The organism is Pseudomonas sp. KCJK8993 (assembly GCF_046230915.1).
In the GTDB taxonomy this organism is placed as follows: Bacteria; Pseudomonadota; Gammaproteobacteria; order Pseudomonadales; family Pseudomonadaceae; genus Aquipseudomonas; species Aquipseudomonas piscis.
The window spans coordinates 1-22,022 of record NZ_JBJJLO010000078.1 but is presented as its reverse complement, the minus strand read 5'-3'; the positions used below and the strand labels follow the sequence as shown (position 1 = coordinate 22,022).

Annotated in this window: 20 protein-coding genes and 2 pseudogenes; 5 read left to right on the top strand and 17 right to left on the bottom strand. The window is 63.5% G+C overall.

Going from position 1 to position 22,022, the window contains the following annotated elements:
* Window positions 1–3 precede the first annotated feature (3 nt).
* Window positions 4–1,344 (top strand): hemolysin family protein, encoded by a 1,341-nt coding sequence (locus ACK6AU_RS21820; RefSeq protein ID WP_185696841.1) that lies wholly within the window; start codon window positions 4–6, stop codon window positions 1,342–1,344.
* Window positions 1,345–1,398: 54 nt separating this feature from the next.
* Here ACK6AU_RS21820 and ACK6AU_RS21815 read toward each other — a convergent pair whose 3' ends face one another.
* From ACK6AU_RS21815 to ACK6AU_RS21770, 10 genes are all read right to left on the bottom strand, one after another.
* The gene (locus ACK6AU_RS21815; protein WP_185696840.1) at window positions 1,399–2,295 is read right to left on the bottom strand and encodes a peptidoglycan DD-metalloendopeptidase family protein; all 897 of its coding nucleotides are present in this window, start codon (window positions 2,293–2,295) and stop codon (window positions 1,399–1,401) included.
* 60 nt (window positions 2,296–2,355) lie between these two features.
* The gene (locus tag ACK6AU_RS21810) at window positions 2,356–2,670 is read right to left on the bottom strand and encodes a helix-turn-helix domain-containing protein (protein WP_185696839.1); all 315 of its coding nucleotides are present in this window, start codon (window positions 2,668–2,670) and stop codon (window positions 2,356–2,358) included.
* Window positions 2,663–2,998: a type II toxin-antitoxin system RelE/ParE family toxin gene (locus ACK6AU_RS21805; RefSeq protein WP_409301325.1), complete on the bottom strand. Its 336-nt coding sequence runs from the start codon at window positions 2,996–2,998 to the stop codon at window positions 2,663–2,665. The genes ACK6AU_RS21810 and ACK6AU_RS21805 overlap by 8 nt, the downstream gene beginning before the upstream one ends.
* A 369-nt stretch (window positions 2,999–3,367) precedes the next feature.
* Window positions 3,368–4,309: a response regulator gene (locus tag ACK6AU_RS21800; RefSeq protein ID WP_185696837.1), complete on the bottom strand. Its 942-nt coding sequence runs from the start codon at window positions 4,307–4,309 to the stop codon at window positions 3,368–3,370.
* A gap of 166 nt (window positions 4,310–4,475) precedes the next feature.
* The gene (gene phoU, locus ACK6AU_RS21795) at window positions 4,476–5,237 is read right to left on the bottom strand and encodes a phosphate signaling complex protein PhoU (RefSeq protein WP_185696836.1); all 762 of its coding nucleotides are present in this window, start codon (window positions 5,235–5,237) and stop codon (window positions 4,476–4,478) included.
* Window positions 5,238–5,357: 120 nt separating this feature from the next.
* Window positions 5,358–6,191 carry a phosphate ABC transporter ATP-binding protein PstB gene (gene pstB, locus ACK6AU_RS21790; protein ID WP_016964959.1) on the bottom strand — a complete coding sequence of 278 codons (834 nt, stop codon included), beginning with the start codon at window positions 6,189–6,191 and terminating at the stop codon, window positions 5,358–5,360.
* Between the two features lie 94 nt (window positions 6,192–6,285).
* A complete protein-coding gene (gene pstA / locus ACK6AU_RS21785) occupies window positions 6,286–7,956 on the bottom strand; it encodes a phosphate ABC transporter permease PstA (RefSeq protein WP_185696835.1) in 1,671 nt (556 codons plus the stop codon).
* Between the two features lie 15 nt (window positions 7,957–7,971).
* Window positions 7,972–10,257 (bottom strand): ABC transporter permease subunit, encoded by a 2,286-nt coding sequence (locus ACK6AU_RS21780; protein WP_185696834.1) that lies wholly within the window; start codon window positions 10,255–10,257, stop codon window positions 7,972–7,974.
* 179 nt (window positions 10,258–10,436) lie between these two features.
* Entirely contained in the window at window positions 10,437–11,420 is a 984-nt protein-coding gene (locus ACK6AU_RS21775) for a phosphate ABC transporter substrate-binding protein PstS (protein WP_022641895.1), read from the bottom strand.
* 174 nt (window positions 11,421–11,594) lie between these two features.
* Window positions 11,595–12,884: an MFS transporter gene (locus ACK6AU_RS21770; RefSeq protein WP_172681662.1), complete on the bottom strand. Its 1,290-nt coding sequence runs from the start codon at window positions 12,882–12,884 to the stop codon at window positions 11,595–11,597.
* 487 nt (window positions 12,885–13,371) lie between these two features.
* Here ACK6AU_RS21770 and ACK6AU_RS21765 point away from each other — a divergent pair, with 487 nt between their 5' ends.
* Both ACK6AU_RS21765 and ACK6AU_RS21760 read left to right on the top strand, forming a co-directional pair.
* On the top strand, window positions 13,372–13,776 hold the full coding sequence (locus tag ACK6AU_RS21765; RefSeq protein ID WP_003229628.1) for an acyl-CoA thioesterase: 405 nt from the start codon (window positions 13,372–13,374) through the stop codon (window positions 13,774–13,776).
* 56 nt (window positions 13,777–13,832) lie between these two features.
* Complete coding sequence (locus tag ACK6AU_RS21760) at window positions 13,833–14,732, top strand: D-hexose-6-phosphate mutarotase (protein WP_409301321.1); 900 nt, start codon at window positions 13,833–13,835, stop codon at window positions 14,730–14,732.
* Between the two features lie 53 nt (window positions 14,733–14,785).
* Here ACK6AU_RS21760 and ACK6AU_RS21755 read toward each other — a convergent pair whose 3' ends face one another.
* The 5 genes and pseudogenes from ACK6AU_RS21755 to ACK6AU_RS21735 form a co-directional block, all read right to left on the bottom strand.
* Window positions 14,786–15,322, bottom strand: coding sequence for a DUF3299 domain-containing protein (locus tag ACK6AU_RS21755; protein ID WP_185696832.1), 537 nt, complete (start codon window positions 15,320–15,322; stop codon window positions 14,786–14,788).
* A 137-nt stretch (window positions 15,323–15,459) separates the two neighbouring features.
* A complete protein-coding gene (locus ACK6AU_RS21750; RefSeq protein WP_022641917.1) occupies window positions 15,460–15,705 on the bottom strand; it encodes a GlsB/YeaQ/YmgE family stress response membrane protein in 246 nt (81 codons plus the stop codon).
* 115 nt (window positions 15,706–15,820) lie between these two features.
* A pseudogene (locus ACK6AU_RS21745) lies at window positions 15,821–16,894 on the bottom strand (5-(carboxyamino)imidazole ribonucleotide synthase); the annotation flags it as partial.
* A gap of 11 nt (window positions 16,895–16,905) precedes the next feature.
* Window positions 16,906–17,397 (bottom strand): 5-(carboxyamino)imidazole ribonucleotide mutase, encoded by a 492-nt coding sequence (purE, locus tag ACK6AU_RS21740; protein WP_022641919.1) that lies wholly within the window; start codon window positions 17,395–17,397, stop codon window positions 16,906–16,908.
* A gap of 376 nt (window positions 17,398–17,773) precedes the next feature.
* Window positions 17,774–18,691, bottom strand: coding sequence for a LysR substrate-binding domain-containing protein (locus ACK6AU_RS21735; RefSeq protein WP_409301318.1), 918 nt, complete (start codon window positions 18,689–18,691; stop codon window positions 17,774–17,776).
* A 181-nt stretch (window positions 18,692–18,872) separates the two neighbouring features.
* On the opposite strand from ACK6AU_RS21735, the gene aspA reads away from it, so the two are divergent.
* Window positions 18,873–20,297: an aspartate ammonia-lyase gene (gene aspA, locus ACK6AU_RS21730; protein WP_185696829.1), complete on the top strand. Its 1,425-nt coding sequence runs from the start codon at window positions 18,873–18,875 to the stop codon at window positions 20,295–20,297.
* 151 nt (window positions 20,298–20,448) lie between these two features.
* Here the strand turns inward: aspA and ACK6AU_RS21725 are convergent.
* Window positions 20,449–20,752, bottom strand: a pseudogene (locus ACK6AU_RS21725) (type II toxin-antitoxin system RelE/ParE family toxin).
* 21 nt (window positions 20,753–20,773) lie between these two features.
* Window positions 20,774–21,022 carry a prevent-host-death protein gene (locus ACK6AU_RS21720; protein ID WP_409301316.1) on the bottom strand — a complete coding sequence of 83 codons (249 nt, stop codon included), beginning with the start codon at window positions 21,020–21,022 and terminating at the stop codon, window positions 20,774–20,776.
* Window positions 21,023–21,630: 608 nt separating this feature from the next.
* On the opposite strand from ACK6AU_RS21720, the gene ACK6AU_RS21715 reads away from it, so the two are divergent.
* Entirely contained in the window at window positions 21,631–21,984 is a 354-nt protein-coding gene (locus tag ACK6AU_RS21715; protein WP_185696828.1) for a DUF6124 family protein, read from the top strand.
* Window positions 21,985–22,022: the final 38 nt, after the last annotated feature.

The window sequence follows — 22,022 nt, the reverse complement described above, 5'->3', positions numbered from 1 at the left end:
ATCATGGACCCTTCCCCTGGTTTTACCTTCGCGTCTCTGTTCGCCGACTTCGGCATGATTGTCTTCGCTCTGCTCCTGGTCCTGCTCAACGGCTTCTTCGTGGCCGCCGAGTTCGCCATGGTCAAGCTGCGCTCGACCCGGGTCGAGGCCATCGCCCACAAGAACGGCTGGCGCGGGCAGATCCTGCGTACCGTACACAGCCAGTTGGACGCCTACCTGTCGGCCTGCCAACTGGGCATCACCCTGGCCTCCCTGGGCCTGGGCTGGGTCGGCGAACCGGCCTTCGCCCACCTGCTGGAACCCCTGCTGGGCGCCGTCGGCGTCAACTCTGCGGAAGTGATCCGCGGCGTATCCTTCTTCACCGCGTTCTTCATCATTTCCTACCTGCACATCGTGGTCGGCGAACTGGCGCCCAAGTCCTGGGCGATCCGCAAGCCAGAGCTGCTGTCTCTGTGGACGGCGGTACCGCTGTACCTGTTCTACTGGCTGATGTACCCGGCCATCTACCTGCTCAACGCGAGCGCCAACACCATCTTGCGCATCGCCGGCCAAGGCGAGCCCGGCCCGCACCACGAGCACCACTACAGCCGTGAAGAGCTCAAGCTGATCCTGCACTCCAGCCGTGGCCAGGACCCCAGCGACCAAGGCATGCGGGTACTGGCCTCGGCGGTGGAGATGGGCGAGCTGGAAGTGGTGGACTGGGCCAACTCCCGGGAAGACCTGATCAGCGTCGAGTCCACGGCGCCGCTCAAGGAAGTCCTGGCGCTGTTCCGCCGCCACAAGTTCAGCCGCTACCCGGTCTACGACAGCGAGCGCAACGAGTTCGTCGGCCTGCTGCACATCAAGGACCTGCTGCTGGAACTGGCGGCGCTGGACCATATCCCGGCGTCGTTCAACCTGGCCGAGCTGACCCGCCCGCTGGAGCGGGTATCGCGGCACATGCCGTTGTCCCAGTTGCTGGAGCAGTTCCGCAAGGGCGGCTCGCACTTCGCCCTGGTGGAGGAAGCCGACGGCAAGGTGATCGGCTACCTGACCATGGAAGACGTGCTGGAAGTGCTGGTCGGTGACATCCAGGACGAACACCGCAAGACCGAACGCGGCATCCTCGCCTACCAGCCGGGCAAGCTGCTGGTACGCGGCGACACCCCGCTGTTCAAGGTCGAGCGCCTGCTGGGCATCGACCTGGACCATATCGAGGCCGAAACCCTCGCGGGCCTGGTATACGAGACCCTGAAACGGGTGCCTGAAGAGGAAGAAGTGCTGGAAGTCGAAGGCCTGCGCATCATCATCAAGAAGATGAAGGGGCCGAAGATCATCCTGGCCAAGGTCCTGATGCTCGACTGATCGAGCCCGCACCGGCCGCCGGCTCCCGTGCGAGCCGGCCGGCCATTGCCTGCCCTATTTGTTGCCCAGGGCGAAGTTCGGCAAGCCCCCCAGGGGTTGGTCGAACTGATAGGGAATCGACACCAGCCCCAACCCGGTATTGCGCTGCACCACGAAGTGCAGGTGCGGCCCGCTGCTGTTGCCGGTATTGCCCGACAGCCCCAACGGGCTGCCCACCGCCACCCGCTGGCCCTCGCGCACGCTCACCGACCCTTGCTTGAGATGCAGGTACACGCCCATGGTGCCGTCGTCGTGCAGCACCCGGACGAAATTGCCGGCCGGGTTGTCGCCCCGACCGTTCTGGGCGTTCTCGGTCTTGACCACCATTCCGCCTCGGGCCGCGATGATCGGCGTGCCCACCGGCATGGCGATGTCCATCGCATAACGGCTCTTGGGGCTGGAATGGCTGTACTGGCCGTTGGCGCCCTGCGTCAGGCGAAACGGCCCGCCCCGCCAGGGCAAGGGGTAGCGGTAGGCCTGCACGGCTCCCCCCGGGTCGCCCAGGGAGTAACGAAACCTCGGAACATAGCTCAAGGGCTGGTCGGCCCGGATCGCCGTCAAGAGCGCCAGGCGCTGCCTGCTGCGGGCCGGCAGCACCCGGCGGATCGGTTGCGCCGGCGCGCCGCTGACGTTGTGCAGGCTGGCGAACCCCAACTCCACCTCCACCGGCCCATGCAGGTCGTTGCGCACGTACAGTGCATCCACGCCCCTGTGCTTCTGGATATCCAGCCGCACCTGGCGCTCCAGGTGTTCCTCCATGCGATCGCGGAACACGAACGCCTGCGCTCCCGGCGAGGGTCGGTCGCTGTAGGACACCACCCCGTCGGCATCGACGGACTTGTAGACCGTCATCGCCGCCAGCGAGCTGGCGACCATGGACAAGCCGCAGAGGAACAGCAGGCGTACGAACATTGAGCAGTTTCTTGGCAGGGGAGAAACCATGCTAGCAGCCTGATATGGAGCTTGTATGAATCAGGCGGGTGCCAGGGGGACCCTGCCGCCCACGCCGAGGCGGATCTCCACCCCCACCTGCGCGGCCTCGCAGAGGTTGACCAGCGCATCGAGTGAGAACTTGTTGATCCTGCCGCTAAGCACATCGTTGAGCCGGGGCTGGGTGATATTGAGGCGCTTGGCCGCCTCCTTCTGCGACACCCCCCAGGCCTGCACGGTCTTGCCCAGTTCCAGCATCAGCTTGGCCCGCAGGCGCATGTTGGCGGCCTCCTGGGGGGTGGCTTCAAGGGCATCCCAGACACTGGTAAAGCGCTGGTTGATCTGTTGGTCAGTCATGGCGTGAACCTGCTTGCTGAAATCTGGCACGGGCCAGCTCGATATCCCGCGCTTCGGTCTTGCGGGCGGTCTTGCGCACCGCGTGCAGCACATAGATGGCTGCAGGCCGCCTGACCACATAAAACACCCGAAACGCCCCTGAATCTTCATGAATCCTGATTTCGAAGACACTCGGGCCGATGGCTTTCACCGGCCTGCAATCGTAGGGCTGTTCGCCCTGCTGCAGCAGATCCAGCTGAAACCCGGCAGCCCGACGGGCATCTTCAGGGAATGCCCTGAGATCCCGCAGCGCGCTCCCGACAAACACCACATCCTTGTGCCTGGGCATCGAACTTCTCCTGTCAGTGACCAGGAACAAGGCTAATCAAGACTGCCAGGGCTGGCCGCACGGGGGTTGTTTCAAGGCATGGCTGCAAAAGGTGAATCAGGTAGAGCGCCTCCTGCAATTTATATCCAAATAGATATAAAGCAAGTACAGGACAATTAATCAGACGTACGGTGGAAGGTGGCGGGAAGAACGGCCAAGCCCTGTGGCCAGGGGGTTACAGCCGAAGGTGCGGGTTGTTGGCGGGATCGGGGGATAACGCAGCCGCCGGCCTGGGCGACTGGCAGAAATTCGGCGTGGGAAAGTGTTTTCAGCAGATTTGCGCTTCGCTGCAGGAGCTTGCGAGCCCCTGCAGCGAGCGACCGGCGAGGATCAGCCCGCGCCTGGAACGAAGTGCTTCTGCGCGGTGCCGCGGGCGATCAGGCGCGAGATGTAGTCCAGCTTCTGCGCATCCTGGTCGACGAAACGGAAGGTCAGCTGCAGCCAATCGCTGTCGGGCTTCGGTTCGTGCGCCACCACCGCATGCAGGTAGCCATTGAGCCGCGCCACTTCGGCGTTGTCGCCCTGCTCCAGGTCCAGTACCGCGCTGTCCAGCACCTGCGGCAGGTTTTCGGTGCGCTTGACCACTAACAGCGCTTCCTTGATGCTCAGGGCCTTGATCACGCAAGGCTGGGTGCCGCCAGGCAAGCGCAATTGGCCCTGGCCACGGCCGCCACTGGCGGCAGCGGCGGCGGCAGGTGCCTTGACCGGTGGGCTATTGAGCAGGCCACGCGATGGCGCCGCAGCCGGGGCTGGTGCAGCGGCTACCGGAGCGGCTGGCCGGGCTGCCGGGGCGACCACCTCGGCCTTGCCACCGGTCAGGGCGCTCAGCGAATCGTTGCCAAAGGCGGAGTTCATCTTGGTCGGCGCACTGTTCATCAGGGTGTCGAGCTTGCCGACCTTGTTCAGCGCCTGCTTGACCTTGGTCAGCAGCTGTTCGTTGGTGAAGGGCTTGCTGACATAACCGGAAACCCCGGCCTGGATCGCCTGCACCACGTTTTCCTTGTCGCCCCGGCTGGTCACCATGACGAACGGCATGGCCTTGAGCGCTTCCTGGCCACGGCACCAGGTCAGCAGTTCCAGGCCGGACATTTCCGGCATTTCCCAATCGCACAGGACCAGGTCGAAGGCTTCGCGGGCGAGCATCGCCTGGGCCTTCTTGCCGTTGACCGCGTCTTCGATCTTGATGCCCGGGAAGTAGTTGCGCAGGCACTTCTTCACCAGGTCACGAATGAACGACGCGTCGTCCACCACCAACACACTTACCTTACTCATCGACCACCCCTCTAAAAATCCCGGCAAGCATAACGCTGGCTGATGGCACTTTGCCAAAACTCTTCAGTCACGCCGGGACTTTTCGTTCGCGGGTGCTGCTTTTCGAATTCAAGGGCCGTAAACAAAAACGCCCGGTCAAAAGGCCGGGCGCTCTTCTCGGGCAATCTTAATTATCGTCAGCTTCACCCGGAACATTAGCGGATTCGCCAGCCGGTCCTTCAACTTCTTCCTTCATGCGCTTGAGGCCCAGGTGGCGCACATCGGTGCCACGCACCAGGTAGATCACCAGCGCGGAGATGTTGCGCGCGTGGTCGCCGATACGTTCCAGCGAGCGCAATACCCAGATGATGCTCAAAACCCGCGAGATAGAGCGCGGATCTTCCATCATGTAGGTGGCCAGCTCGCGCAGCGCGGTCTTGTACTCGCGGTCGATGATCTTGTCGTACTGGGCCACCGACAGGGCCAGCTCGGCATCGAACCGGGCAAAGGCGTCCAGCGCGTCACGCACCATGTTGCGGACCTGGTCGCCGATATGCCGCACCTCGACGTAGCCACGCGGGGCCTCGCCCTCCTCGCACAGCTGGATGGCCCGGCGGGCGATCTTGGTGGCTTCGTCGCCGATGCGCTCCAGGTCGATCACCGACTTGGAGATGCTGATGATCAGGCGCAGGTCGGAAGCCGCAGGCTGGCGCCGGGCGAGGATGCGCAGGCACTCCTCGTCGATGTTGCGCTCCATCTGGTTGATCTGCTCGTCGATCTCGCGCACCTGCTGGGCCAGCCCGGAGTCGGCCTCGATCAGCGCGGTGACGGCGTCATTGACTTGCTTCTCCACCAGCCCGCCCATGGCCAGCAGGTGGCTGCGCACTTCCTCGAGCTCGGCGTTGAACTGCTGGGAGATGTGGTGGGTCAAGCCTTCCTTCGAAATCATCGTGTTCGCTCCGCGAAAGTTGCAAGCTTCAAGCCGCAAGCTTCAAGCAGTTAAATATTGATCCGGATATCGCCTACCGCTTCTGTCTTGCCGCTTGTAGCTTGCGGCTTGCAGCTGCTCCTAGCCATAACGTCCGGTGATGTAGTCTTCGGTCTGCTTCTTGGCCGGGTTGGTGAACAGGGTGTCGGTGTCGCCAAACTCCACCAGTTTGCCCATGTACATGAACGCGGTGTAGTCCGAGACCCGCGCCGCCTGTTGCATGTTGTGGGTCACGATGACGATGGTGAACTTGGACTTGAGCTCGTAGATCAGTTCCTCGACCTTCAGGGTCGAGATCGGGTCCAGGGCCGAGCAGGGTTCGTCCAGCAGCAGCACTTCCGGTTCCACGGCGATGGTGCGGGCGATCACCAGGCGCTGCTGCTGGCCACCGGACAGGCCCAGGGCCGAGTCGTGCAGGCGGTCCTTGACCTCATCCCACAGCGCCGCGCCCTTGAGCGCCCACTCCACGGCTTCGTCGAGCACGCGCTTCTTGTTGATGCCCTGGATGCGCAGGCCATAGACCACGTTCTCGTAGATGGTCTTGGGGAACGGGTTGGGCTTCTGGAACACCATGCCCACCCGGCGGCGCAGCTCGGCCACGTCCTCGCCCTTGCGGTAGATGTTGTTGCCGTACAGGTTGATGGCGCCTTCCACGCGGCAACCGTCCACCAGGTCGTTCATGCGGTTGAAGGTGCGCAGCAGGGTCGACTTGCCGCAGCCGGACGGGCCGATGAAGGCCGTCACGCGCTGCTTGGGAATGTTCATGCTGACATCGAACAGCGCTTGCTTCTCGCCGTAGAACAGGCTCAGGCCGGGCACTTCGATCGCCACGGTTTCCTGCTCCAGGCTCAAGCTCTGCTTGTCGCGACCCAGGGCGGACATGTTGATGCCGTGGGTATGGGTTTCGTGTTGCATGAGTCTCACTCCGTTCGTAGCTGCAAGCTTCTAGCTGCAAGCCGCAAGTTTTGAGCAAAAGCGGCTTGTAGCTTGCCGCTTGTGGCTAATGGCTTTAGCTGTCCAGCGCCTTGTACTTCTCGCGCAGGTGGTTACGTATCCATACCGCCGACAGGTTGAGCACGGCGATCACCAGCACCAGCAGCAACGCGGTGGCGTACACCAGCGGCCGCGCGGCCTCGACGTTGGGGCTCTGGAAGCCGACGTCGTAGATATGGAAGCCCAGGTGCATGATCTTCTGGTCCAGGTGCAGGTACGGGTAGTTGCCATCCACCGGCAGCGACGGCGCCAGCTTCACCACCCCCACCAGCATCAGCGGCGCCACTTCGCCAGCGGCACGGGCCACGGCGAGGATCATGCCGGTCATCATCGCCGGGCTGGCCATGGGCAGGACGATCTTCCACAGGGTCTCGGCCTTGGTCGCGCCCAGGGCCAGGGAGCCTTCGCGCACGGTCCGCGGGATCCGCGCCAGGCCTTCCTCGGTGGCCACGATCACCACCGGCACCGCCAGCAGCGCCAGGGTCAGGGACGCCCAGAGCAGGCCCGGGGTACCGAAGGTCGGCGCCGGCAGTGCCTCTGGGAAGAACAGGCGGTCCAGGGACCCACCCAGCACGTAGACGAAGAAGCCCAGGCCGAACACGCCGTAGACGATGGCCGGTACGCCCGCCAGGTTGTTCACGGCGATGCGGATCACCCGGGTCAGGGCGTTCTGCTTGGCGTATTCACGCAGGTAGACCGCCGCCAGCACGCCGAACGGCGTGACGATCATGGCCATGATCAGGGTCATCATCACAGTGCCGAAGATGGCCGGGAAAATCCCGCCCTCGGTGTTGGCTTCCCGTGGGTCGTCGCTGAGGAACTCCCAGACCTTGCTGAAGTAGAAGCCGACCTTGGTGAAGGTGCCCATGGCGTTCGGCTGGTAGGCATGCACCACCTTGCCCAGGCCGATCTCCACTTCCTTGCCGTTGGCATCGCGGGCGGTCAGGCTGTCGCGGTTGAACTGGGTATGCAGCTCGCTCAGGCGGGCCTCGATGTCCTGGTAGCGGGCGTTGAGTTCGGCGCGCTCGGCATCCATATCGGCCTGGGCGGCGGCGTCCAGCTTGCCACCCAGCTCCAGCTTGCGACCGTGCAGGCGGATGCGCTCCAGGCCGGCGTTGATCGCGCCGATGTCGGACTTCTCCAGGGTCTTGAGCTGGGTCGCCAGCTTGTTCACCCGGTCGATCCGCGCCTGCAGCTCGGGCCAGGCGGCTTCGCCCTCGGCGACCACCTTGCCGTTTTCCTTGACGTTGACCAGGTAGCCGTAGAAGTTGCCCCACTCACGGCGCTCGATGGCCATCAGTTCCTTGGGGTAGCTCTGGTTGGTCAGCCACTCGCCGACGATCCACGTGAAGTCGCTGCCGTTCAGGTCGCGGTTGCCCACCTTGAGCAACTCGCGGGTCATGAACTCGGGGCCCTGGTCGGGCACCGGCAAGCCGGCACTTTTCAGGCGGGCCCGGGGCACTTCTTCCTTCTGCACCACTTCACCGACGACCAGCTGATTGGCCTGGCCGGGCACGTCGTAGCGGGCATGCAGCAGGTCCGCCGGCCAGAAGTGGCCCAGGCCGCGCACGGCGATCACCGCCAGCAGGCCGATGGTCATGATGACCGCGATGGACACCGCGCCACCGCTGATCCAGACGCCGGGGGCGCCGCTCTTGAACCAGTCTTTGAGGGAGTTCTGTTTCACAGACTTCTACCTTTCTTAAAGCGACGAGTATTTCTTGCGCAGACGCTGACGGATCAGCTCGGCGAGGGTGTTCATGATGAAGGTGAACAACAGCAATACCAGCGCCGAGAGGAACAGCACGCGGTAGTGGCTGCCGCCGACTTCCGACTCCGGCATTTCCACCGCGACGTTGGCCGCCAGGGTGCGCAGGCCTTCGAACAGGTTCATTTCCATGACCGGGGTGTTGCCGGTGGCCATCAGCACGATCATGGTCTCGCCCACGGCGCGGCCCATGCCGATCATCAGGGCCGAGAAGATGCCCGGGCTGGCGGTGAGGATCACCACGCGAGTCATGGTCTGCCATGGGGTGGCGCCCAGGGCCAGGGAGCCCAGGGTCAGGCCACGGGGCACGCTGAACACGGCGTCTTCGGCGATGGAGTAGATGTTCGGGATCACCGCGAAGCCCATGGCCAGGCCCACCACCAGGGCGTTGCGCTGGTCGTAGGTGATCCCTAAGTCGTGGGAGATCCACATGCGCATGTCGCCGCCGAAGAACCAGTTCTCCATGAACGGGCTCAGGTACAGCGAGAGGAAGCCGACCAGGATGATCACCGGGATCAGGATCGCGCTCTCCCAGCCGTCCGGCACCTTCAGGCGCAGGGACTCGGGCAGGCGGCTCCAGGTGAAGCCGGCCACCAGGATGCCGATCGGCAGCAGCACCAGCAGGCTGAAGATGCCCGGCAAGTGGCCTTCGACATAGGGCGCCAGGAACAGGCCGGCGAAGAAGCCGAGGATCACCGTCGGCATCGCCTCCATCAGTTCGATCACCGGCTTGACCTTGCGGCGCATACCGGGGGCCATGAAGTAGGCGGTGTAGATCGCCGCGGCCACGGCCAGCGGGGCCGCCAGCAGCATGGCGTAGAAGGCGGCCTTCAAGGTGCCGAAGGTCAGCGGCGACAGGCTCAGCTTGGGCTCGAAGTCAGTGTTGGCCGCCGTGGACTGCCAGACGTACTTGGGCTCGTCGTAGTTCTCGTACCAGACCTTGCTCCACAGCGCGCTCCAGGACACTTCCGGATGCGGGTTGTCCAGCACCAGGGGTTGCAGCTTGCCACCGGCCTCGACGATCACCCGGTTGGCCCGCGGCGACAGGCCGAACAGGCCCTGGCCGTCCACCACCTGGTCCACCAGCAGGGTGCGGTGGGCGGTGCTGTGGAAGACCCCGAGCTTGCCGGCGGCATCCAGCGCGACGAAGCCCTTGCGGCGCTCTTCGGCGGTGATCTCGACGATGGGCGCGGTGCCCATCTGGAAGGTGCGGATCTGCTTCAGGCGCAGCTCGCCGTCCGGGTCGCGGGCCATGAACCACTGGGCCAGGCCACCCTTGGAAGTACCGATGATCAGCGAGATGCCGCCCACCAGCTGGGCACTGGCGGTGACTTCGGTATTGGCGTCTTCCAGCAGCTTGTAGCGACCATTGAGGCTCTTGTCGCGCAGGCTGAAGACGTCGGCCTGGGCACGGCCGTTGATCACATACAGCCACTGCTGGCGTGGGTCGATGTACATGGCCTTGACCGGTTCGGTCATCTGCGGCAGGTCGATGGCGCTCTGCTCGCTGGTGACCTCGCCAGTCATCATGTTTTCTTCGCGCGAGAGCTTCAGCACATGCAGCTGCGAGCCAGTGGAGCCGGCCAGCACCAGCGAGTTATCGCTGGCGTTGAGGTTGACGTGTTCCAGCGAGCCGCCTTCTGCGTTGAGGGTGATCGGGGCTTCGCCGTAGGGGTATTCGATCGCCGGGGAGATGGTCTTCTTGCCATCCGGGTAGCTGACTTTGTAGGTGTGGCGGAACACCAGGGCCTGGCCGTTGGACAAGCCGACCACCACCATGGGGATACCGGGCTGGTCCTTGCCGATGGAGGTGACGCGGGTGCCCGCCGGGATCGGCAGGTCGATCTTGCGCAGCTCGGCGCCGCTATCGATATCGAAGAACAGCGCCTGGCCCTTGTCGGAAACGCGCATGCCGACCTGGTTCTGCTCTTCCAGGGAGAACATCAGGGGCTTGCCGGCGTCTTGCATCCAGGCGGGGGTCAGGGGGGCCTTGGAGGTCAGCTCGGCGCCCTGGAACAGCGGGGCGACGACGTAGGCCAGGAAGAAGAAGATCAGGGTGATCGCCGCCAGGACGGCCAGGCCGCCGACGAGGACGTACCAACGGGTCAGGCGGTCCTTGAGCGCACGGATGCGGCGCTTGCGTTGCAACTCAGGCGTATTGAAGTCAATGCGCTTGGGGGGAGAAGTCGTAGTCATGGTGGAATTGGCCAGATCGTTCATGCGCACACCCTAGCGATCCTGTATGACAGAAAGATGACAATGCAGTGACGCAACAAATCCGCCGCGTGGCAGGGCCTGCAGCGGACAGAAAATGGAGGTGGCAGGAGCCGGCCGGGGTGGTTGACCCAAAGGCCGGCTGCTGCGAAAAGGTCCGGCCGGGCCGGACCTTCGACGGCGGTTTATGCGCCTTCTTTCAGACCCAGGTCAGCCAGGGCCTTGGCGGCGACTTTGGCTGGCAGCGGGATGTAACCGTCCTTCACGACCACTTCCTGACCCTGCTTGGACAGGACCAGTTTCACGAACTCGGCTTCCAGCGGGGCCAGAGGCTTGTTCGGGGCCTTGTTGACGTAGACGTAGAGGAAGCGCGACAGCGGGTACTTGCCGTTCAGGGCGTTTTCTTCGGTGTCTTCGATGAAGTCGCTGCTGCCTTTCTTGGCCAGGGCCACGGTCTTCACGCTGGCGGTCTTGTAGCCGATGCCCGAGTAGCCGATGCCGTTCAGCGAGGAGCTGATGGACTGCACGACCGAAGCCGAACCTGGCTGCTCGTTGACGTTAGGCTTGTAGTCGCCTTTGCACAGGGCCTCTTCCTTGAAGTAGCCGTAGGTGCCGGATACCGAGTTGCGACCGAACAGCTGTACTGGCTTGTTGGCCAGGTCGCCCTTCACGCCCAGGTCACCCCAGGTCTTCACTTCTTCCTTGGCACCGCACAGGCGGGTCGAGGAGAAGATCGCATCGACCTGTTCCATGGTCAGGTGCTGGATCGGGTTGTCCTTGTGCACGAATACGGCCAGGGCGTCCACGGCAACCGGGATGGCGGTTGGCTTGTAGCCGTACTTCTGTTCGAAGGCCGCCAGCTCGGTGTCCTTCATCTTGCGGCTCATCGGGCCCAGGTTGGAGGTGCCCTCGGTCAGCGCGGGTGGCGCGGTGGCGGAGCCAGCGGCCTGAATCTGGATGTTTACGTTCGGATATTCTTTCTTGTAGTGCTCGGCCCACAGGGTCATCAGGTTGGCCAGGGTATCGGAACCGACGCTGGACAGGTTGCCCGACACACCAGTGGTCTTGGTGTAGCTCGGGATAGCAGGATCGACAGCGGCAACCGCATGGGCAGTCGCAACGCCAGCGGCGACGAAGGTCATTGCCGCCATCAAACGCTTCAGTTTCATGCCTTACTCCTAGCAGATAGGGTGTGTTAAGTCGGGGCCAAGTATCTGTAGGCCGTGTGAACACTCTATGTCCGGAATATGACAATTAGATGAAAGGCCAGCATCGCGACACCCGCGAGCCGGCCTTTTTTTCACCTGCGCCGCCGGGCGCCGTTCATGCAGGTGCGGCTGGTTTCAGCGACCCTTTTTCCACAGGTACAGCCCCGACAGCAGGCCGATGCCGCAGATGATCGCCACGTAGTAGGCCGGGGCCATGGGGCTGCTCTTGAGCATCCAGGTCACCACCATCGGCGTCAGCCCGCCGAAGATCGCGTAGGCCAGGTTGTAGGAGAACGACAGGCCGCTGAAGCGCACCGCCGCCGGGAAGGCGCGGACCATCACGTAGGGCACCGCGCCGACGAGGCCGACGCACAGGCCGGTCAGGGCGTAGAGCGGGAACAGCAGGTGCGGGTTGTCTTGCAGCACGTGGTAGAAGACCCAGGACGAGGCCAACAACAGCAGGCTGCCGAAGACGAACACCCGCCCGGCGCCGAAACGGTCGGCCAGGCTGCCGAACAGGACGCAGCCCAGGCTCAGGAACACGATGGCCAGGCTGTTGGCCTCGAGGGCGGTGATGGCCGAGAACTTGTAGACCGTCTGCAGCACGGTGGGGGTCATCAGGATCACCACGATGATCCCGGCCGACAGCAGCCAGGTCAGCAGCATGGAGATCAGGATCGCGCCACGGTGGTCACGCAGCACCGCCCGCAGCGGCAGCTCCTCGGCCAGGGCCTTGCGCAGTTGCAGCTCGGCGAATACCGGGGTCTCGTGGAGCAGGCGGCGCAGGTACACCGAGAACAGGCCGAACACCCCGCCCAGCAGGAACGGCACGCGCCAGGCATAGGCCGCCACTTCTTCCGGGGTATAGATGCTGTTGATGGCCGTGGCCACCAGCGAGCCCAGGAGGATGCCAGCCGTCAGCCCCGAGGTCAGGGTGCCGCAGGCGTAGCCGATGTGCCGCGCCGGTACGTGCTCGGAAACGAACACCCAGGCCCCTGGCACTTCGCCACCGATGGCCGCGCCCTGGATCACCCGCATCAGCAACAGCAGCACCGGTGCCCACAGGCCGATCTGCTCGTAGGTGGGCAACAGGCCCATGATCAGGGTCGGCACCGCCATCATGAAGATGCTCAGGGTGAACATCTTCTTGCGGCCCAGCAGGTCGCCGAAGTGGGCCATGACGATCCCACCCAGGGGCCGGGCCAGGTAGCCGGCGGCGAAGATGCCGAAGGTCTGCATCAGGCGCAGCCATTCGGGCATGTCCGCCGGGAAGAACAACTTGCCCACCACGGTGGCGAAGAACACGAAGATGATGAAGTCATAGAACTCCAGCGCGCCGCCCAGGGCGGACAGCGAAAGAGTCTTGTAGTCGCTACGAGTCAGGGGACGGGCGGGAGGCGCTGCTTGCGCGGCGCTGGAGGGCACAGTGGTCATGGCAAGGGGCTTCTCTTATTAGTTGGTTCTGGAAGCCGCAACAGCTCTGGTTGGGGCCTGGCAGGTTCGGCACGATAGCAAATTGTTCGAATACCTACACAGCGACGCACAAATGACGCACAAAATTGCGAACCAGACGGGTCGTCGTGGAGTCTATCGACCGATATACTCGCAGGGCCCGGCGCGCAAAGCCGCTCCCGGCAAGGGTTGTTGTGCGAAAACGTCGTTGTACTCGTGACCGCCGGCAACCGCCCGGCGCCAGCAAGACCAGACAGGAACACCAGTGCATGCCCCACCCCAAGTGCCCGGCGCGCAATGCTTCTTCCTGTGCATGAGCAGCCGGTTTCGCAGAGTTTCCCGCTAGCACGCCTTCGAAAGAACGTGACGAACGTAGTATGTTCGGGCTGAATCGTTTTTCCTGAAGACGGCTATTCACCTGAAGTACCCATGAAGCGTCACGGGTCAGAGGCCCCTCGGCATGATAGAGCTCGAACAAGAAGATCCAATCCCGCAAGGCGACCTGGCCCTGCAAATCACCGCCCTGCCACGTGAAACCAACGGTTTCGGCGATATTTTCGGCGGCTGGCTGGTGGCCCAGATGGACCTGGCGGGCACCGCCATGGCCAGTCGCGTCGCCGGTGGCCGGGTAGCCACCGTGGCCATCGACCGCATGGCATTCCTGGTACCGGTGGCTGTCGGAGCGCAATTGTCCTTCTACACCCAGACCCTGGAGATCGGCCGCAGCTCGATCCAGATGATGGTGGAAGTGTGGAGCGACGATCCGCTGTCCAGCGAGTGGCGCAAGGTCACCGAGGCGGTGTTCGTGTTCGTCGCCATCGACGGCAGCGGTCGTACCCGCTCGGTGCCGCCCAGGGCACGTTGAACCCGCAGGCTGCCTGGAAGTCCATGGCAGCCCAAGCCTTCTGAACGAGAACCGCCATGCCTACGCCCCACGTTGAAACAGTACAACTGGACCAACTGAACTGCTGGCGCATCCGCCACGGCGATGCCGAACTGCTGGTGGCCCAGCAGGGCGCGCACATCCTCAGCTACCAGCTGGCCGGGCAACCGCCGCTGATCTGGCTGAACGAAGAAGCGCAGTTCAAGACCGGCAAGAGCATCCGCGCCGGCGTCCCGGTGTGCTGGCCGTGGTTCGGCAACTTCGCGCGCAATCCACAGAGCGTCCAGGCCATGCGCCAGGGCGACGACGCGGCGCCGGCCCACGGCCTGGTCCGCGCCACCGACTGGGAACTGCAAGGCATCGAGAGCGAAGGCGAGAGCCTGCTGGTGCGCTTGCGCCTGCACTGCCCCGCCGGAGGTTTTCCCGGCTGGCCGCACCAGGTGGAACCCAGCTTGCTCATCCGCCTCGACCAGCAACTGCACATCAGCCTGACCAGCCATAACCTGGGCAATGAAAGCGTCAGCATCAGCCAGGCGCTGCACAGCTACTTCGCGGTCAGCGACGTGCGCCAGGTGCATGTCGAAGGTGTCGACGGGCTGGACTACATCGAGACCCTGGAAGACTGGACGACCAAGCGCCAGGCGGGCGACCTGCATTTTGCCGGGGAGACCGACCGGATCTACCTGGATACGCCGGCGCAGCTGGATATCGTCGACCCGCAGTGGCAGCGGCGCATCCGCCTGGCCAGCCAGGGCTCGCGCACCGCAGTGATCTGGAACCCGTGGATCGGTCGCGCCGCGCAGTTCAGCGACATGGCCGACGATGGCTGGCAGCGCATGCTGTGCATCGAGACCGCCAATGTCATGGACGACATCGTGACCCTGGCTCCCGGCGCCAGCCACACCTTGAGCGTGAGCATCGACAGCCTCGCGCTCTGACTACAGGCCATGGGGAAGGAATCGCTCCTTCCCGCAGCCAACCCTCCTGTCGGCTACAAATCCGACTCCTGCACCACCCGCACCTTCGCCGCGTCCAGGGCGTAGGCGGCGTCCGCCAGATCGTTGCTGACCTTCTCGACCTTCAGGGTGCCGGTCACCCACAGCGGGGTGTAGATGTCATCGAGCTTGACGCCCTTGGGAAAGCGCACCAGCACCAGCTGGTTGGGCGGCGGCGGTGGTACGTGGATGCAGGCCCCCGGGTAGGGCACCAGGAAGAACAGCGTGCTGTGGCCCTTGGCATCGGCCTCCAATGGCACCGGGTAGCCACCGATGCGGATCTGCTTGCCGTTCATGGCCGCCACGGTCTTGGTCGAATACATCACCGCCGGCAGGCCCTTGCTCTGTTTCAAGCCACCTTTCTGGGTGAAGGTGCCGTTGGCTTCAGGCGAGTTGTGGTCGATTTCCGGCATCTGCTCCAGGGCTTTCTGGTCCGATTTGGGCATCAGTTCCAGCCAGTCGGTTTCCGGCAGTTCAGCAGCCTGGGCCAGGCCGCAGCCCAGCAGAACGAGGGTCAACAAGAGACGACGCATGAGGGTGGGGCTCGGTCAAAAGGAAAGGACGGAAGAAGGCGGGCATTCTAGTGCCCAAACCATGGGCTGCGTTGAAGTTTCAGATGAAGAAATCGCCCCCCTTCGCCCGAGCGGCGAAGGGGAGCTCGCGCACCGGCTCAGTTCTTCTTGATGAAGCCGTAGATCACCAGGAGAACGATCGCGCCCACCAGCGCACCGAAGAAACCGGCACCTTGGCCAGCCTGGTAGATACCCAGCGCCTGGCCGCCGTAGGTGGCCGCCAGCGAACCGCCGATACCCAGCAGGATGGTCATGATCCAGCCCATGCTGTCGTCTCCCGGCTTGAGGAAACGCGCCAGCAGACCAACGATCAAGCCGATGAAAATGGTTCCGATAATGCCCATGGCTGTTCCTCTGTAGGAGTGGGTAAACCAAAGCCTAGTCAGCGCCTTGGCATCCTGCTATCAGAGAACGGCGGGAAACGAAGGTTCCCTCCCGCCGCGGGGTTTGTTTCCTGGGGACCAGCCCCTGGGCCCTTTGGATCTGCGCCTGCAGGGTGGCCTGGTCGGCGCAGCGCAGGTTGGCATGGCCGACCTTGCGCCCGGCCTTGAAGGCCTTGCCGTAGTGATGCAGATGGCAGTCGTCGATGCGGATCACCTGGTCCACCGGCGGTACTTCGCCGATGAAGTTGATCATGGCGCTCTCGCCCACCTTGGCGGTGGAGCCCAGCGGCAGGCCGGCCACCGCCCGCAGGTGGTTCTCGAACTGGCTGCACTGGCTGCCGTCGGTGGTCCAGTGCCCGGAGTTGTGCACCCGCGGGGCGATTTCGTTGGCCTTCAGGCCGCCGTCCACCTCGAAGAACTCGAACGCCATCACACCCACGTAGTCCAGTTGCTTGAGCACGCGGCTGGAATAATCCTCGGCCAGCGCCTGCAACGGGTGATCGCTGCTGGCCACCGACAGGCGCAGGATGCCGCTGTCATGGGTGTTGTGCACCAACGGGTAGAAACGGGTCTCGCCATCACGGGCACGCACGGCGATCAGCGAGACTTCGCCAGTGAACGGCACGAAGCCTTCCAGCAGGCACGGCACGCTGCCCAGTTCGGCGAAGGTGCCCTCGACATCGGCAGCGTTGCGCAGGACCTTCTGGCCCTTGCCGTCGTAGCCCAGGGTCCGGGTCTTGAGCACCGCCGGCAGGCCGATGCGCGCCACCGCGGCATCCAGGTCGGCCTGGGACTGGATGTCGGCGAACTCGGGGGTGGGAATCCCCAGGTCCTTGAACATGCTCTTCTCGAACCAGCGGTCACGGGCGATGCGCAGCGCCTCGGCACTGGGGTACACCGGCACGAATTGCGACAGGAAGGCCACGGTTTCGGCCGGCACGCTCTCGAATTCGAAGGTCACCAGGTCCACCTCGTCAGCCAGCTGGCGCAGATGGTCCTGGTCGCCGTAATCGGCCCGCAGGTGTTCGCCCAGGGCAGCTGCGCAGGCATCCGGCGCCGGGTCGAGGAAAGCGAAGTTCATTCCCAGCGGGGTTCCCGCCAGGGCCAACATGCGGCCGAGCTGGCCGCCACCGATTACACCGATCTTCATCGTCAACGACCTCAGGCGACGCGCGGGTCTGGATTGTCCAGGACGCTGTCTGTCTGTTCAGCACGGAATTTTTTCAGCACCGCATGGAACTGCGGGTGCTTGGCGCCCAGGATGCTCGCCGAGAGCAGCGCGGCGTTGATCGCACCGGCCTTGCCGATGGCCAGGGTCGCCACCGGGATGCCGGCGGGCATCTGCACGATCGACAGCAGCGAGTCCACGCCCGAGAGCATCGAGGACTGCACCGGCACGCCCAGCACCGGCAGGTGGGTCTTGGCCGCACACATGCCTGGCAGGTGGGCCGCACCACCGGCGCCGGCGATGATCACCTCGATGCCACGCGATTCGGCCTCTTCGGCATACTGGAACAGCAGGTCCGGGGTGCGGTGTGCGGAAACCACCTTCACCTCGTAGGGAATGCCGAGTTTATCCAGCATATCGGCGGTGTGGCTAAGGGTGGACCAATCGGACTTGGAGCCCATGATCACGCCAACCAGTGCACTCATCGTCGTGCCTCTTTCTCTCTGGGCGCCCACAGGCGCGTCAAAAAACAACAAGCCACGCAAAATGGCGTGGCTTGTTGTACGAATTCTGGCCAGGTAAACCGGCCGGAGGCCGCGCAGTATACCCAAAAAAATGTCCGCGACACACGTTCACCGACCACCTGCGACACCCTGGCCTTTTTTGCCCAAAGGCCCGGTTTTATTGACTTTGAAGTCAGCCGCCCCGCACTGGAAATCCCTGCGGCCCTGCCTGTTTCTCGTAGCCGCTGCCGCAGGCTGCGCACGAGCGCGCGGCGGTTGCAGGAAAGGCCCAGCCGGCCACGTACCCGAAGGCCCTGCGAGCCTTGTCGCAGCCTCGCTGGCTCGGCAGCGGACAGGATCATGGGTTGCCCGCACCCTGCCCCGCGGCGCTTTCGAGCTTGCGCCATAGCAGGCGCACGTTGGCCTTGCGCACCAGGGCGCAGCGGTACAGGCGGATTTCCAGCGGCACGTGCCACTGTGCGCCGCCGCACACCACCAGTTCGCCCCGGGCCAGCTCGGCGCGCACACTCAACTGGGGCACCCAGGCGATGCCCAGGCCCTCCAGGGCCATGCTCTTGAGGCTATCGGCCATGGCGGTCTCGTAGACGGTGGTGAAACGCAGGTTGCGCTGGCGCAGCAGCAGATTGACCGAACGCCCGAGGAAGGCCCCGGCGCTGTAGGCCAGCAGCGGCACGCTGGACTCGCCCTCCAGGTCGAACAGCGGCTTGCCCTGGGGGTCGGCGGCGCAAACCGGAAGCATCTCGGTGTGCCCCAGGTGCAGCGAAGGGAAGATTTCCGAATCCATCTGCAAGGCCGCGTCCGGGTCATAGAAGGCCAGCATCAGGTCGCAGCCGCCTTCACGCAGGGCATGCACTGCATCACCGACGTTGGTCGCCACCAACCGGGTGGCGATATTCAGGCCCTCGTTGCGCAGCTGTGCGATCCAGCGTGGAAAGAACCCCAGGGCCAGGGAGTGGGCCGCCGCGACTTGCATCACCTCGCCCTGCCCGCCCTCCAGATGGTGCAAATGACGCACTACCTCACCGAGCTGCTCGACCACGGTCCGCGCCGTCACCAGGAACAACTGCCCGGCCGCCGTCAGCTCCACCGGTGTGCGCGAACGGTTGACCAAGGTCAGGCCCAGGGCGGCCTCCAGGCTGCGGATTCGCCGGCTGAAGGCCGGCTGGGTCACGAAGCGACGTTCGGCGGCCTGCGAGAAGCTGCGGGTGGCGGCCAGGGCACTGAAGTCCTCGAGCCATTTGCTTTCCAGATTCATCACGTCCTCCCGGACACGCACCATTTTAGGTCACACGCTTGCCGGCAACGCGGCGTCACACGGGCATTATGCCGAATATGCATAGGCCAGTGTTTAACAGCATTGGCCCAAAATTTCCCTTAGCCCTAGGATTCGCAGCGCTCCCGGCACTGACCGGGTCCCTACCGAGATGATTTCCGTCATGTCCTCCGCTGCATCTTTCCGCACAGAAAAAGATCTGCTTGGCGTACTCGAAGTACCGGCTCAAGCGTATTACGGCATCCAGACCCTGCGAGCGGTAAACAACTTCCGCCTCTCGGGCGTTCCGATCTCGCATTACCCAAAACTGGTCGTGGCCCTGGCGATGGTCAAGCAGGCAGCTGCCGACGCCAACCGCGAACTGGGTCACCTGAGCGAGGTCAAGCACGCGGCCATCAGCGAGGCTTGCGCCCGCCTGATCCGCGGCGATTTCCACGAAGAGTTCGTGGTGGACATGATCCAGGGCGGCGCTGGCACTTCGACCAACATGAATGCCAACGAAGTCATCGCCAACATCGCGCTGGAGGCCATGGGCCACAGCAAGGGCGAATATCAGTACCTGCACCCGAACAACGACGTGAACATGGCGCAGTCGACCAACGACGCCTACCCGACCGCGATCCGCCTGGGTCTGCTGCTGGGTCACGACGCGCTGCTGGCCAGCCTCGACAGCCTGATCCAGTCGTTCGCCGCCAAGGGTGAAGAGTTCAGCCACGTCCTGAAGATGGGCCGTACCCAGCTGCAAGACGCCGTGCCGATGACCCTCGGCCAGGAGTTCCACGCCTTCGCCACCACCCTGGGTGAAGACCTGGCCCGCCTGAAGACCCTGGCGCCGGAAGTACTGACCGAAGTCAACCTGGGCGGCACCGCCATCGGCACCGGCATCAACGCCGACCCGCGCTACCAGAACCTGGCCGTGCAACGCCTGGCCACCATCAGCGGCCAGCCGCTGGTCCCGGCCGCCGATCTGATCGAAGCCACCTCCGACATGGGCGCCTTCGTGCTGTTCTCCGGCATGCTCAAGCGCACCGCGGTCAAGCTGTCGAAGATCTGCAACGACCTGCGCCTGCTGTCCAGCGGCCCGCGTACCGGCATCAACGAGATCAACCTGCCAGCGCGCCAGCCCGGCAGCTCGATCATGCCCGGCAAGGTCAACCCGGTTATCCCGGAAGCGGTCAACCAGGTGGCGTTCCAGATCATCGGCAACGACCTGGCCCTGACCATCGCGGCCGAAGGCGGCCAGCTGCAACTGAACGTGATGGAGCCGCTGATCGCCTTCAAGATCTTCGACTCGATCCGCCTGCTGCAACGCGCCATGGACATGCTGCGCGAGCACTGCATCACCGGCATCACCGCCAACGAAACCCGTTGCCGCGAGCTGGTTGAGCACTCCATCGGCCTGGTCACCGCGCTGAACCCGTACATCGGCTACGAGAACGCCACCCGTATCGCCCGCATCGCCCTGGAAAGCGGCCGCGGCGTGCTGGAACTGGTTCGCGAAGAAGGCCTGCTGGACGACGCCATGCTCGACGACATCCTGCGTCCGGAAAACATGATTGCCCCGCGCCTGGTTCCGCTGAAGGCGTAACCGACGCGACACCGAAACATGCAACACCGCTCACCAGGTTGAGGGACTAGACACCTCTCACCTTTTGAGGGCCTGGAGATTCGTCTCCAGGCCCTTTTTTTTGGTTCTTCACCGAGCCCCGGGAATCAAAAAATAAGACCGCCTTCAATCGTCAATCGGTATGCAGCAGACAGTAACGAATCAGTGCCTGCTCGACGCTTTGCTTATCCCGTAGCACCAGCCCAATCACGATCGCCTGATCCGCATCTACGATTTCGTAGAACACCCGGTATCCATCGGTGTTGAGTTCACGGTAATACAGGATGCCCAGGTCGCTTGCTTGAGGGCTGACTACAAAGAGCGTCAATCACAGCTTCCAGCCGCTCAAAGGCGGACTTAAGGTCGCTATAGTCGGCTAGATGCACAATCTGGTCTTCGAGGCTTTGCTGTGGGGTTTCGGTGTAGCGGATTGTCAGTGTTGGCCTCTACCCCACCCTTTACTGGTGGGCAAACCTTTTACTTAAGCGGGCCTTCAGTTCATCAGTCGAACAATGCTTGCCCTGGGCGTACTCGCGCGAACTGAGTGCGAGCAATTTCACCAACGCAACTGCCTCGTCACGGCGCTTACGCTCAACGTAAGACTCAACAACGTAAACAGGCACACCGTTTTGCGTAACGACCATGGGCTCCTCTAAAGGCAGGTCGGATGCGTATCGTTTTAAAAAGCTGACCGTTTCAACTCGCATGAGTGAAACCTCCTACATTTGGCGACTTGCTCGTCACCCTGCTACGAACTGACCCTGTGCGACTTCGCCGCTCAGGATGCCCGACGCTCACTATGCAAGATCGCAATCATCCTGCCGGCCTGAACCCTACACTATATTCAACCCAAATATAGACCGAACATCGAATCCTGATTTCATCAAATATCACATCATTTCTCTGCTCCTCTGATCGGCCGGTGTGCGGTTTTTTGGCCTGGAAAAAAGCCGCGACTGGCGGGCGATGCCGCCCAGCATCGAAGCGGATTCGCTTTGTTTTGTAGGGTAAATCCGAGAGAATCCCCCACGCCTTTGAGCGCCTTGTACCCCTCTTACCGATCAGGCAGCCTCCCTGAGCCGCTGCAAAATCAGCGGCCCGGATGTGGAAGTCTGGGATAAAGGATGTGCAATCGTCTCACTCGAACCTCCCTGCCGACTCGGTGTGGGTGAACTCGATTTATGGCGGCTGTGCGCAGGGCACCTTCGGGTGCGCCGGTTCCTTTAGCCCGGTCTTCCACACCTGCGCACGGCTGCCACCCTCTCATGTGGAAGTGAGATCTGGCGGTTTCTTAAATGCTAAAGGAACCAGTCTCATGAAAAAGCTTGTCCCCGATCCACCTTTGCCAACCGATCATCCGCGCCGCGACCCAGAGCTGGACTGCGCCAACGCTAACCTGCTGGCCGCCTTGCACGGCACCCGCCATCGCCCCTTCGGCCTGTGCGATGGCCAGGACCGCCCGCTGTTCGCCGTGCAACCCCAAGTAAATGCCGAAGAAGCGCTGGTGCACGTCTCGCTGCTGCTCAAATGCGCCGAAGAGGTGTCCGATGAAATCACCGAACGGGCCAGCGGCATCGAACGCGGACTGATCTGGTCCATGGTGCATTCCGTGGAAATGGCCCGCGCCGTAGTGGACGCCCTGCTCGACGGCGCCCGCCCAGGCCCCTGACCTGGCGGGTGGCAACGGCATCGCCCGCAGCTAGAACC